The organism is uncultured Oscillibacter sp., assembly GCF_910579365.1.
Classification (GTDB): domain Bacteria; phylum Bacillota; class Clostridia; order Oscillospirales; family Oscillospiraceae; genus Oscillibacter.
The window spans coordinates 1-12,260 of the sequence record NZ_CAJTUX010000018.1 but is presented as its reverse complement, the minus strand read 5'-3'; the positions used below and the strand labels follow the sequence as shown (position 1 = coordinate 12,260).

The 12,260-nt window shown below is 64.6% G+C and carries 14 protein-coding genes; 6 read left to right on the top strand and 8 right to left on the bottom strand.

Annotated features, from left to right (window positions below; all coding sequences use genetic code 11):
• Positions 1 to 46 precede the first annotated feature (46 nt).
• The 4 genes from QZ329_RS06580 (at position 47) to QZ329_RS06565 (ending at position 3,220) form a co-directional block, all read left to right on the top strand.
• A complete protein-coding gene (locus QZ329_RS06580; protein WP_295749988.1) occupies positions 47 to 1,210 on the top strand; it encodes a cation diffusion facilitator family transporter in 1,164 nt (387 codons plus the stop codon).
• A 156-nt stretch (positions 1,211 to 1,366) separates the two neighbouring features.
• Positions 1,367 to 1,702, top strand: a complete 336-nt coding sequence (locus tag QZ329_RS06575; RefSeq protein WP_295749986.1) for a PadR family transcriptional regulator — start codon at positions 1,367 to 1,369, stop codon at positions 1,700 to 1,702.
• A gap of 10 nt (positions 1,703 to 1,712) precedes the next feature.
• Positions 1,713 to 2,471 carry a hypothetical protein gene (locus QZ329_RS06570; protein WP_295749985.1) on the top strand — a complete coding sequence of 253 codons (759 nt, stop codon included), beginning with the start codon at positions 1,713 to 1,715 and terminating at the stop codon, positions 2,469 to 2,471.
• A complete protein-coding gene (locus tag QZ329_RS06565) occupies positions 2,468 to 3,220 on the top strand; it encodes a hypothetical protein (protein WP_295749983.1) in 753 nt (250 codons plus the stop codon). The genes QZ329_RS06570 and QZ329_RS06565 overlap by 4 nt, the downstream gene beginning before the upstream one ends.
• 45 nt (positions 3,221 to 3,265) lie before the next feature.
• On the opposite strand, the gene QZ329_RS06560 is transcribed toward QZ329_RS06565, so the two are convergent.
• From QZ329_RS06560 to QZ329_RS06540, 5 genes are read right to left on the bottom strand one after another with little or no spacing between them, the layout of a single operon-like run.
• On the bottom strand, positions 3,266 to 3,412 hold the full coding sequence (locus QZ329_RS06560; RefSeq protein WP_295749981.1) for a hypothetical protein: 147 nt from the start codon (positions 3,410 to 3,412) through the stop codon (positions 3,266 to 3,268).
• A gap of 34 nt (positions 3,413 to 3,446) precedes the next feature.
• Positions 3,447 to 4,910 carry a pyruvate carboxylase subunit B gene (locus QZ329_RS06555; RefSeq protein ID WP_295749979.1) on the bottom strand — a complete coding sequence of 488 codons (1,464 nt, stop codon included), beginning with the start codon at positions 4,908 to 4,910 and terminating at the stop codon, positions 3,447 to 3,449.
• 15 nt (positions 4,911 to 4,925) lie between these two features.
• Positions 4,926 to 6,188: a sodium ion-translocating decarboxylase subunit beta gene (locus tag QZ329_RS06550; RefSeq protein WP_295749977.1), complete on the bottom strand. Its 1,263-nt coding sequence runs from the start codon at positions 6,186 to 6,188 to the stop codon at positions 4,926 to 4,928.
• A gap of 18 nt (positions 6,189 to 6,206) precedes the next feature.
• On the bottom strand, positions 6,207 to 6,539 hold the full coding sequence (locus tag QZ329_RS06545; RefSeq protein WP_295749975.1) for a biotin/lipoyl-containing protein: 333 nt from the start codon (positions 6,537 to 6,539) through the stop codon (positions 6,207 to 6,209).
• Between the two features lie 22 nt (positions 6,540 to 6,561).
• The gene (locus QZ329_RS06540; RefSeq protein WP_295749972.1) at positions 6,562 to 6,831 is read right to left on the bottom strand and encodes an OadG family protein; all 270 of its coding nucleotides are present in this window, start codon (positions 6,829 to 6,831) and stop codon (positions 6,562 to 6,564) included.
• Between the two features lie 224 nt (positions 6,832 to 7,055).
• Between QZ329_RS06540 and sfsA the strand changes: the two genes are divergently transcribed.
• A complete protein-coding gene (gene sfsA, locus QZ329_RS06535) occupies positions 7,056 to 7,730 on the top strand; it encodes a DNA/RNA nuclease SfsA (protein ID WP_295749970.1) in 675 nt (224 codons plus the stop codon).
• 10 nt (positions 7,731 to 7,740) lie between these two features.
• Here the strand turns inward: sfsA and ispE are convergent, their stop codons facing one another.
• Positions 7,741 to 8,613 (bottom strand): 4-(cytidine 5'-diphospho)-2-C-methyl-D-erythritol kinase, encoded by an 873-nt coding sequence (gene ispE / locus QZ329_RS06530; RefSeq protein WP_295749968.1) that lies wholly within the window; start codon positions 8,611 to 8,613, stop codon positions 7,741 to 7,743.
• A gap of 99 nt (positions 8,614 to 8,712) precedes the next feature.
• Positions 8,713 to 9,489 carry a hypothetical protein gene (locus QZ329_RS06525; RefSeq protein WP_295749966.1) on the bottom strand — a complete coding sequence of 259 codons (777 nt, stop codon included), beginning with the start codon at positions 9,487 to 9,489 and terminating at the stop codon, positions 8,713 to 8,715.
• Between the two features lie 216 nt (positions 9,490 to 9,705).
• Here QZ329_RS06525 and QZ329_RS06520 point away from each other — a divergent pair, with 216 nt between their 5' ends.
• A complete protein-coding gene (locus tag QZ329_RS06520) occupies positions 9,706 to 11,058 on the top strand; it encodes a sodium-dependent transporter (RefSeq protein WP_295749964.1) in 1,353 nt (450 codons plus the stop codon).
• Between the two features lie 180 nt (positions 11,059 to 11,238).
• Here the strand turns inward: QZ329_RS06520 and QZ329_RS06515 are convergent.
• A partial coding sequence (locus QZ329_RS06515; protein ID WP_295749962.1) for a sodium-dependent transporter occupies positions 11,239 to 12,260 on the bottom strand: 1,022 nt, incomplete at its 5' end.

Here is a 12,260-nt window from a genome sequence, read left to right as displayed (position 1 = left end):
ATACGCTGTGCTGTTTGCGCAAAATCCCTTCCGAGGAGGTACTTCCATGATCGCCATACTGGCCCGTGTCTTTCTCAAACCCGAGAAAACATCCGAGGCCCAGCTGCGCAAGGGCTACGGAATTCTCTGCGGCGGCATGGGCGTCTTTTTGAACCTGCTGCTCTTCCTGGGCAAGCTGCTGGCGGGTTTGTCCGCCGGGTCCATCGCCGTGGTGGCCGACGCTGTCAACAACCTCTCGGACGCCGGGTCCTCTCTGGTGACGCTGCTGGGCTTCCAGCTGGCGGGGCAGAAGCCGGATCACGACCACCCCTTTGGCCACGGGCGAATGGAATACCTGTCCGGTCTCGTGGTGGCCATGCTGATTCTTCTGATGGGCTTCGAGCTGGCCCAGTCCTCCGTGGGCAAGATTCTCCACCCCGTTCCGGCGGAGGGGGGCTGGCAGGTGACGGCCATGCTCTGCGCCGCCATTTTGGTAAAGCTCTATATGGCCTTTTATAACCGCCGGATCGGCCGGCGCATCGGCTCCACCGCCATGGCCGCCGCCGCCATCGACTCGCTCAGCGACTGCGCCGCCACAACGGTGGTGCTGGCCGCCTCCCTGGCGGAGCGGTACACGGACCTGATTCTGGACGGCTGGGGCGGACTGCTGGTGGCCCTGTTCATCCTCTGGTCCGGCCTCCAGGCCGCCAAGACCACCATGGACCCCCTGCTGGGCACGCCGCCCTCGGCGGAGTTTGTGGAGGAAATCCGCTCCCTGGTCCTCTCCCACCCGCCCATCCTGGGGGTCCACGACATCATTGTCCACGACTACGGCCCCGGGCGGCGGATGATCTCCCTCCACGCCGAGGTCCCCGCCGGGGGGGAGCTGCTGGAGCTTCACAGCCGCATCGACCATGTGGAGCGGGAGCTCCGGGAGCGCCTGGGCTGCGAGGCGGTGATCCACATGGACCCCGTGGCCACGGACGACGGCGTCACCCAGGAGACCCGCCGGCGGGTGGAGACCCTGGTCCGCTGCATTGACAGCGGCATCACCATTCACGACTTCCGGGTGGTGCCCCGGAGCGGGCACGCGCACCTGGTCTTCGACGCGGCGGTGCCCTTCGACTTCCGCCTCAGCGACCAGGAGGTGGAGGAGAAAATCCAAAGCGCCGTTCAGGCCCTGGACAGCAGCTTTCAGGCCAAGGTCCGGGTGGAGCGGTCCTACACCTGAAAATGGGGGCCGCAAGGCCGCGCTCTTCGATCACAGCGCGTCTCCGGAGACGAAACCGCCTCCGGGGGCGCGTTTCATTTCCGCCTCTTGACAAGCCTCGGTCATCTATGTATAATGAACATAGATGACCGAGGTATGCTGGCAAGGAGGCGCGCCATGAAAATTGACAAAAGCCTGATGAGCGGCAGCACGACGCTGCTGGTTCTCTCCCTCCTCTCCGGCGGGGAGATGTACGGTTACCAGATGATTACGGAGCTGGCCCGGCGGTCCAACCGCGTCTTCGAGCTGAAGGAGGGGACGCTGTATCCCATTCTCCACGGCCTGGAGGCGGAGGGACTGGTCACAGTGCGGGAGAAGGCCGAGGGCGGACGGACCCGAAAATACTACCGCATTACCCAGAAGGGCCGCAAGGCCCTAGACGCCCGGAAGGAGGAGTGGGTGACCTTCCGGGAGCAGGTGGACGCGGTGGTGAACAGCGCCGCTCAGGCGTGAGGGCGGGGCTATGAGAGACGCGTTTCAAATCTGGGTGGACGCCGTGTGCCAGGAGGTCCGCTTCCGTCCGGACCGGAAAGGCATTGAGACGGAGCTTCGGGTCCACTACGAGGACCATGTGAAAGACCTTCTCCGCCTGGGCCGCTCTCCGGAGCTGGCGGCGGAGCGGGCGCTGAACGCCATGGGAAGCGCCCAGGAGGTGGGCTGGGCCCTGGACCGTGTCCATAAGCCGTGGCTGGGCTGGCTGTGGGAGGCAAGCCGGTGTCTGGCCTGGGCCCTGGCGGTTCTGGCCCTGGTGACGCTGTTTCACACCATCGGCTGGGATTCCCTGGCGGAGCGCACACGCGGGGAGCTCTCCTGGGAGGAACCTCCCGCTTCGGCGGCGAAGGTGGAGCTGGAGCACGGCGTCCTCTGGGCCGCGCCGGGGGACGTGACGGAGGAGGACGGCCACACCGTGGCGGAGGTCCGGCTATGGCTTCAAATGCGGGACCCCCTGGGGACGGAACCCTGGTACGGCACACGAAGCTGGTTTTTAACCTGGCGGGACGACCGGGGAGAACTGTCGCATTGCAAACGTGACAACGCCGCCTGGACCTGGCCGGAGAGCCGGTATTGGGTCTACAATGCCGAAGCGGCGTCCTTCGGCTGGACCCGTTACTACCAGGCGGTGGAGCTGGTGCTGGACGGCCCGCCCCAATGGGCGGAGGTCTCCTATCCCCTCTCGGGACAGGACTGGACGCTGCGGGTGGAATGGGAGGTGGCGTCATGAAGCTGACGCGGGGACAAAAGACGGCCCGGAACCTGACGCTGTGCGCCCTGCTGGGGGTCTTGGTCTATACAATGCTGGGCTTTCCGCCCTACACGGTCCGGGGGATGCTGGACCAGGTGGAGCGGCAGTACCTCCTCTCGAACCTGGAGCCGGTGCTGGTGGAGAAAAGCTCCATGCGCTACAGCAACCGTTTTCTCGCCCATCACGTCACCTATCTGATTGCCCGCACCGGGGATACCTATATCAGCACGGACTTTACCCGCCACGGCCTGGAGGTCTGGCCGGAGTACCGGCGGAGTTTGAACATGAGCCGGGGCGCCCTGTGCATGGGCCTGAACGGGACGCTGTACGTGGCCGGGGAGTTCGCAGACGCGGCCTCCGCCTCCGTGGAGGTGACGGCCCGGAGGACCACCCGGACATACGTCCCGGAAACCGGGGAATACGAGCAGACCCTCGGGGAGGAAAAGACCTTCGCCTATCAGGGGGAGAAGATCAGCGACGCCCTGTTCTCCTTTTATTACCGGGAGGAGGACGCGGATACCTGGGGCGTCTGGGGGGTCAACACCGGCCTGGAGGGGGCGGCGTACAACTGGTACAGCGTCTATACCAAAGGGGCCTCAGACGGGGTCCGGGGTGTCCTTCACGCGGACCTGCCGGTAACTGTAACGCTTTACGACGGCGGCGGCGGCGTGCTGGACACCCTGGAGCTGGCCATCGACAATTATGAGCTTCACTACAACTACTGGTAAAAGAAGAGGACGGCATCTTACGATACCGTCCTCTTTTTGTGCCAATTACTGCATTACCCCGGAGATATAAGCGTCGATCAGCTCTTTCAATTCTTTCGCAGTGTAACTCTTATCCGGGTCCCTTTCAAAAATCCGAATAAGATCGTAGGCCATGGCTTTCTGAACATCTTTTCGCTCGTTCTCAGCCGGCATTGTGTTACACTCCTTTCCAAAACAGACCGAGTTTTTATCCTTTAAACTCCACGAACAGCTCCCGCACGGCGTTGGGGTCCGCCGGGGCGGCCTTCGCCGCGGGGGCGGCAGCCGGAGCGGCGGCGGGCTCGTCATGGGGACCATCCCGCCACGCCAGGAACTTCGGAGCCACCTGAGGGAACAGGGCCAGGGACAGCACGTCCTCGTCGCTCTTGGCGATGCCCTTGAACTCCTCCCGGTACTTCTCCACCTCGGGCTGGAGCAGGTCCGCCGGGCGGCAGGTGATGACGTCCTCCGGCTTGATGCCGGCCAGCGACCGGACTTCCTCGTTGACCTCGCCGGGGACCTGTCCGTACTCGCCTCGGAGAAGACCCTTGGACTCCTTGGGGAAGGTCTTGTACTTGCCCACCACCACGTTCATAACGGCCTGGGTTCCGACGATCTGGCTGGTGGGCGTGACCAGCGGGGGATAGCCGAAGTCCTTGCGGACCCGGGGAATCTCCGCCAGCACGTCGTAATACTTCTCCTCCTTGTTCGCCTGCTTGAGCTGGGAGATCAGGTTGGAGAGCATGCCGCCGGGCACCTGATAGAGAAGGGTGTTGGTGTCCACGTTCAGCACCTTCGGGTCCAGGCTGCCCTGCTCCTTGAGCTTCTGGGCGACCTTGCGGAAGTGGGCGGCGGCCTCGCTCATCTTGTTCAGGTCCAGCTTGGTGTCCCGGACGGTGCCCTGAAGCGTCGCCACCAGGGACTCCGTGGCGGGCTGGGCGGTGCCGTTGGCCAGGGGGCTCAGGGCCGTGTCCACAATGTCTACGCCGGCGTAGGCCGCCATGAGATACACCATGTCGCCGGTGCCGGTGGTGTTGTGGGTGTGGAGGTGAATGGGAATCTTCACGGTTTCCTTCAGCTTCTTCACCAGGTTATAGGCGTCCATGGGGAGAAGCAGGTTCGCCATGTCCTTCACGCAGATTACGTCCGCGCCCATCTGCTCCAGCTCCAGGGCCAGCTTGACGAAGTACTCCTCGTTGTGAATGGGGGAGATGGTGTAGGAGAGGGTGGCCTCCACCATGCCGCCGTACTTCTTGGTGGACTTGATGGCCTGCTCCAGGTTCCGCACGTCGTTCAGCGCGTCGAAAATCCGGATGATGTCGATGCCGTTTTCAATGGATTTCCGGCAGAAGGCGTCCACCACGTCGTCGGCGTAGTGCTTGTAGCCCAGGATGTTCTGGCCCCGGAAGAGCATCTGGAGCTTGGTGTTGGGCAGGGCCTTGCGGAGCTTTCTCAGACGCTCCCAGGGGTCCTCGTTGAGGAAGCGCATGCAGGAGTCGAAGGTGGCGCCGCCCCAGCACTCCAGGGACCAGTAGCCGATGGAGTCCAGCACCTCGCAGGCGGGAAGCATATCCTCCACCCGCATCCGGGTGGCCGCCTGGGACTGGTGGGCGTCCCGAAGGATGGTATCGGTGATATACAGGGGTTTCTTAGAGAGGAATTCCATAGCCATTTATACTACCTCCTATTAACCGAACAAGGAGATCATCACGCCCGCCGCGATGGCGGAGCCGATGACGCCGGCCACATTGGGACCCATGGCGTGCATCAAGAGGAAGTTGCTGGGATTGGCCTTCTGACCCTCCACCTGGGAGACCCGGGCGGCCATGGGCACGGCGGAGACGCCGGCAGAGCCGATGAGGGGATTGATCTTCTCCTTGAGGAACAGGTTCATGATCTTCGCCAGGACCACGCCGCCGGCGGTGCCGAAGCCGAAGGCCACGATACCCATAACCATGATGGCGATGGTCTGAAGGCTGAGGAAGGTCCGGCCCGTGGCCGTCGCGCCCACGGACACGCCCAGGAAGATGGTGACGATGTTGATGAGCTCGTTCTGCACGGTCTTGCTCAGACGCTCCACCACGCCGCACTCCTTAAACAGGTTGCCCAGCATGAGGCAGGCGATCAGGGGGGCGGCGGAGGGCACCAGCAGCGCCACAAACACGGCCACCATGATGGGGAAGATGATCTTCTCGGTCTTGGAGACCTGCCGCAGGGGCTTCATGACGATCTTCCGCTCCGCCTCGGTGGTGAGAAGGCGCATGATGGGGGGCTGAATGACGGGAACCAGGGCCATGTAGCTGTACGCCGCCACGGCGATGGGACCCAGCAGCTCCGGGGCCAGCTTCGTGGCGCCGTAGATGGCGGTGGGGCCGTCCGCGCCGCCGATGATGCCGATGGAACCGGCCTGGGCGGAGCTGAAGATGCCGGAGAGGCGGCAGCCCACAAAGGTCATGAAGATGCCAAGCTGCGCCGCCGCGCCCAGGAGCAGGCTCTTGGGGTTGGCAATCAGGGGGCCGAAGTCCGTCATGGCGCCCACGCCCATGAAGATCAGGCAGGGATAGATGCCAAGCTTCACGCCGAGATAGAGAATGTCGATAAGGCCCGGCGTGATGGACTGGCCCGCCGTGGCCGTGGCCAGCACCGCGTCGGCGACGCCCACGGCCTTCAGCTCCGCCAGGAACTCCGCCGTGACGGGGGCTCCGCCGATGAGGTCCCAGTGGATGTGTCCTCCGGCGAAGAAAATCTCGTGGTACATCTCCGCGCCGGGAAGGTTGGTGATGAGCATGCCGAAGGCGATGGGCACCAGCAGCAGCGGCTCAAATTTCTTCACAATGCCCAGGTAGAGAAGCGCGCAGGCGATGACCAGCATCAAAAGGCACTTCCAGTTGTCCCCCTGGGCAAACAGCGCGAATCCCGAGCTGTTTACAAAATCCAGAATAGCTTCCATTTGAAACCCTCCAGCGCCTTACTGGATGACGCACAGCAGCGCGCCGGACTCCACCGCCGCGCCCTTGGCGGCATGGATGGAGGCGACCTTGCCGTCGCGGGGGCACATGATCTCGTTTTCCATCTTCATGGCCTCCAGGATCATCAGCACGTCGCCCTTCTTCACAGAAGCGCCCTGGGTGACCTTCACGTCCAGGATGGTGCCGGGCATGGGGCTGGTGACCTGTTCGCCTCCGGCGGGGGCGGCGGCGGGGGCCGCGGCAGCGGGGGCGGGGGCGGGAGCCGCGCCGGTCAGCTCCTCCAGCTCGATCTCATAGGCCGTGCCGTTGACGGTGACTTTGTACTTTTTCATAACGCTCTCTCCTTCTTGTTTCTCACAGTTTTTTCATGGATACGATGCGGATGCCCGTAATGCCGGTGCCCAGCTCCTCCGCGATGGCGGCGGAGACGGCGGCGGCGATCTCCTGGCGGTTGCCCTCCGGGGCGGCGGGGGCCGCCGCAGCCGGGACGGGGGCGGAGACGGCGGGAGCCGCGCGGCTGCCCACGATCTTGCCCATAATCATCGTCAGGACGATGAGGCAGACGAGCCCGAAGAACACGGTGCCCATGCCCATCAGGCAGACAAACAGACTTGAAGGTTCCATAACTTCCCTCCCAAAAAATGTGATGCAGGGCTATTGTATCAACTTCTAAAGAAAAAAACAATGACTTTGCGGAAATTTTATCAGGGGTTTTTTCCCTGCCCCTCAAAGGCTGGACGTCAGGAGTAAAACATGGTACAATTTTACGAATTCGGGGAGCAAAGCAGGGAATCCGCCTGTTAAGAACCTGCCAAAGATTCCGCCTCCCCGCCGGAAAGGAGCCCGTCATGCACTATCAAAACATTGTCCCGGGCCGCTTCCTCCGCCGGCCCAACCGCTTTGTCGCCCAGGTGGAGGCGGAGGGGGCCGTCCAAACCGTCCACGTGAAAAACACCGGCCGCTGCCGGGAGCTGCTGGTCCCCGGCGCCGCCGTCTATCTGGAGAAAAACGCCAGCCCCAAGCGGAAGACCGCCTACGACCTCATCGCCGTGCAAAAGGGGGACCTGCTGGTGAACATGGACGCCCAGGCCCCCAACCGGGTGTTTGCCGAGTGGCTGGAGCCCCGGCTGCCGGCGGGGGCGGTCCTCCGCCGGGAATATGTTTACGGGGACTCCCGGCTGGACTTCTGCGTGGAGAGTCCCCGGGGTCTCTTCCTGATTGAGGTCAAGGGCGTCACGCTGGAGGACGGCGGCGCGGCCCGCTTTCCCGACGCTCCCACGGAGCGGGGCGTGAAGCACCTCCGGGAGCTCCAGAGGGCGGCGGAGGCCGGGCTGGGGGCGGCGCTGTTCTTCGTGGTCCAGATGGAAACCATGCGCAGCGTGGCCCCCAACGACGAGACCCACCCCGCCTTCGGCGCGGCCCTGCGGGAGGCGGCGGCCCACGGCGTGCGGGTCTGCGCCTGGGACTGCGCCGTCACGCCAAAGAGTCTGCGCATCCGCAGCGAGGTGCCGGTCCTGCTGTGAGGGTCCTCCCCTATTCCAGCAGCCGGCGCACCGGCTCCGCCTCAAAGACCTGGGCGTACCGCCGCCGCAGCTCCTCCGCCGCTCCGGCGGTCTCCGCCTCCGGGGCGAAGAGGCCGAACACCGCCGGGCCGGAGCCGGACATGGCGGCGGCCAGGGCCCCCCGGCGGAGAAGGGTCTCCTTGACGGCTTCGATCTCCCGCCGCTCCTCCGGTTCCAAAACCGTCTCGAACACGTTCCCCACACACCTTGCCGCCCCCGCCAGGTCCCCACGGTCCAGGGCGGAGATCATGCCATCCACCTCCGGGCGGAGGCGGTCCCCGTCCAAGCGGAGCCGGGCGAACATCGGTCCCGTGGGCAGATCGAAGTCCGGCTTGCAGAGAACGAAGCGGCAGTCCGGCAGGGGAGGGAGGTCCGTCAGAATCTCTCCCCGGCCCTCCGCCAGGGCGGTGCCCCCCCGGACGCAGAAGGGCATGTCGCTGCCCGTCAGGGCGCCGATTTTCTCCAGCTCCTCCCGGGGCATGTCCGGCGCGCAGCGCTGCCGCAGAAGCCGCAGCAGGGCCGCCACGTCGGCGCTGCCGCCCCCCAGGCCCGCGTAGGCGGGCGTTCGCTTCTCCAGCGTCACCCGAAGGGCCGGCAGAGGACGCCCCAGGGCGGCGAAGAAGGCCTCCGCCGCCTGCCGCTCCAGCGTCTTCTTCCCCGCGGGAAGCGTGATGCCCCGGGCGGAGAGAGTGAAGCCCTTCTCCCCTTCCTCCAGCGTCACGGCGTCGCAGAGGCTCACCGTCTGCATCACCATGCGCATCTCGTGATAACCGTCCGGCCGGCGGCCCAGGATGTCCAGGGCCAGATTGACCTTCGCCGGGGCGGCCTGCGCGTATCGTTCCATTCCGTCCTCCTTCCGGCCGCGTCCCTCCGCCCTTCCGCGGGGCCCTCCCGGTCCCGCGGAAGCCGGGGCGCGCTAGGGCCTGTCTTATGGGAACAGGCCCTAAAAGCCCATCTCCGCCAGTTCCCGAACCAGGCGGATGTAAAATTCCCCGGCGTCAAAACCGGGGCGCTTCCGCCGCCGGCCTCCCACGCCGTCCTGATGGGAGACGCCCTCCAGCGTCCCCCGGTAGTTCCCCCAGACGGCGGACTCCGGGGACACAAGGCCGTCCGTGGGGGCGTCGGCCCTGGTCAGCCAGAGCTGGACGCGGTCCATAGGGTCCCAGCCCGCCCGGTCCAGCCGGGCGCCCCAGCTCTGGTAGTACACCAGGGGGCTGTCCGGGTTTTCGGCGTTGAAGCGGGCCATGGCCTCCGGCGTCAGGGCGGTCACCGCCGCCAGGAAGTCCGGGTCCCGGTCCCCCCGGGCCCGCCAGAAGCGCTCCATCCCCCGGCCCGCCAAGCGAACGATCCGCTCCCGCCCCAGCCACTCCGCCGCCGCCTTCGATCCCCGGTGGGGCGTGCAGATGGTGGTGAGGGAGGCAGTCCTGGAGGCGAAGCCCAGGGTGGAGATCAGGTAGCGGGCCTCCAGCCCGCCTTTGGAGTGGGCGATGAGGTTCAGCTTTTCGCTTCCCGTCTCCGCCAGAATCTCCCCGGCGCGGCGGCGGAGGGCCCCGGCGTTGCCGGGGATGCCGCCCCAGGCGTCCTGACCGCTGAGGAAGACCCGGGCTCCCCGGTCCGTCAGAATCGCTGTGACGCGGCCCCAATAGGGGAAAATCCAGTCGTCCCGGCAGTTCAGGCCGTGAATCAGCAGGATGGGATAACGGGTCCGGCAGTCTTTCATGGGCTTCTCCTTTCCGGCGGGTTGGGTTCCTGCGGGTCAGTATACCACGGCGGGCGGAAAGAAAAAAGCCCTGTTTTTTGACTGCGGGGCCGGTTTCCTCCTCGAATAAGCATTGACATTTCCGCCGATGCCCGTTATCATAAGAGAACCTGCCCGGGGCGGTCTCTCCGCCTGTGGGTTTTGCAACGAAACATACGAGAGAGGAACGAGAAATTTATGAAACGGGAGCGTTTTCAATCCCGCCTGGGCTTCCTTCTGGTAAGCGCGGGCTGCGCCATCGGCATCGGCAACGTGTGGAAATTCCCCTATGTCGCCGGGGCCAACGGCGGCGGCGTGTTTGTGCTGTTCTACCTGCTGTTTTTGGCCATCATGGGCGTGCCGGTGCTGACCATGGAGCTGGCGGTGGGCCGGGCCAGCCGCAAGAGCGCCGTCCAGGGCTATCAGGCCCTTCAGAAGCCGGGCGGCAAGTGGCACATTCACGGCTGGTTCTGCGTGGCGGGCTGCTGCCTTTTGATGATGTATTACACCACCGTCTCCGGCTGGATGCTGGGCTACTTCTTCAAGTTCGCCGGCGGGGCCTTTTCCGGCCTTGGCGGCGAGGCGGTGGACAGCGTCTTCTTCTCCATGCTGGGAAATCCCCTGGAGATGACCGCCTGGATGGCCATGACGGTGCTGGCGGGCTTTTTGGTGGTGAGCTTCGGCCTCCAGAAGGGTCTGGAGCGGATTACCAAGTGGATGATGCTGGGCCTGCTGTGCCTCATCGTGGTGCTGGCCGTCCACAGCCTGACTCTCCCCGGCGGGATGGAGGGCGTAAAGTTCTATCTCCTGCCCGACTTCCAGCGGGCGGCGGACGCCGGCCTGGGGCACGTCCTCACCGCCGCCATGAACCAGGCGTTCTTCACCCTGAGCTTAGGAATCGCCGCCATGGAGATTTTCGGCAGCTACATGAGCCGGGACAACACCCTCACCAGCGAGGCGGTGCGCATCTGCGTGCTGGACACCTTTGTCGCCCTGATGGCGGGCCTCATCATCTTCCCCGCCTGCTTCGCCTTTGACGTGCAGCCGGATCAGGGCCCCACCCTGATTTTCATGATTCTGCCCAAGGTATTCGTCAACATGCACGGCGGCCGCCTGTGGGGCGCGCTGTTCTTCCTGTTCATGACCTTCGCCAGCTTCTCCACGGTCATCGCCGTCTTTGAAAACCTCCAGGCCAACGCCATTGACAACTTCGGCTGGTCCCGGAAGAAGGCGGCCCTGATGAACTGCGTGTTCGTTCTCATCGCCAGCATGCCCTGCGTCCTGGGCTACAACCTCTGGAGCGGCCTCCACCTCATCGGCGGCCGGGACGTGCTGGACAGCGAGGATTTCCTGGTCAGCAATCTGCTGCTGCCCCTGGGGTCCCTGGTGTATCTGCTGTTCTGCGTCAGCAAGAGCGGCTGGGGCTATGACCGCTATCTGGAGGAGTGCAATACCGGAGAGGGGCTCAAGATGCCCCGGTGGCTGTGGCCCTACTTCCAGTTTGTGCTGCCGGTGCTGATTCTCTTTATTCTGATTCAGGGCCTGATCTGACCGGAGTTTCCGGACCATCATAAACGGCGGCGAGGCAAAAGCCTCGCCGCCGTCTTCATTGGAAGGAGCGCTTTCTCTCCGCCGCCTTGCCGCGAACCTCCGCGCCCGCCGTTCGGGACTGCCGCGCCTCCGGCAGGCGGACCAGGACAGCCCCCGCGAACCATTTCCAAGGCGGAAAACTCAGAAGGCCACCTTCATGCAAAGCGCCACCAGGCACAAAATCACGGCGCAGGGGACGTACACATACCGCCCGACGTGATACCACCAGGCCCCCGGGGCCTTTTCCGCCCCCTTATTCACCTCGTCCAGCAAATCCTCCCGGCGCATGATCCAAAACCAGCTCACCGCGCCCAGCGTGGCCCCGATGGGGATGATATAGATGGACACGATGTCCATCCAGGGACCCCACTTGAAGATCGGCTCCATGTGCAGGCCGATGCCCAGGCACACCACGCAGAGCAGCACCAGCATGGCCTTCCGGCTGAGCTTCGGGAACTTGTGGAGCAGGGATTCCCCCACCGCCTCAAACATGTTCTGCAAAGAGCTGACCCCGGCGAAGATCATGGCCGCATAGAGAATCACCGCGAACAGCCGCCCCAGGGGGATGTCCTGCAAAATCCGGGGCAGGGTGACGAAGAGCAGGGAGGGCCCCGCCCCCACGTCCAGCCCGTAGGCAAAGCAGGCGGGGATGATGACCAGGGCCGCCACCAGAGCGGCGATGGTATCAAAGAGGGCCGTCCGCTTGGCCAGGGCGGCCACATCCTCCGCCGAGTCCAGATACGCGCCGTAGACGATCATGCCGCTGCCGGTGATGGACAGGGAAAAGAACGCCTGTCCCATGGCCCAGATCCAGACCATGGGGTCCAGCAGCTCCTCCCACCGGGGGGAGAACATATAGCGGTAGCCCGCCGCCGCACCGGGGAGGAACGCCACCCGCACCGCCAGGATGAGGAAGATGACGAAGAACAGGGGCATCATGATCTTGTTGCTTTTCTCAATGCTCTTGGCCCCCAGCAGCAGCGTCAGAAGCGTGCCCACCACCACCACGGCATGGAAGGGAATCACGGAGTAATCCGCCAGGGAGAAGCTCTCGAACCAGACGGCGGTGTCCGCCGACATCAACTCGCCGGTGAGGGAGCCGGCGAAGGCCTTCAGCACATAGGCGATGATGACCGCGTAGCCCAGGGCGATGCACATGGACC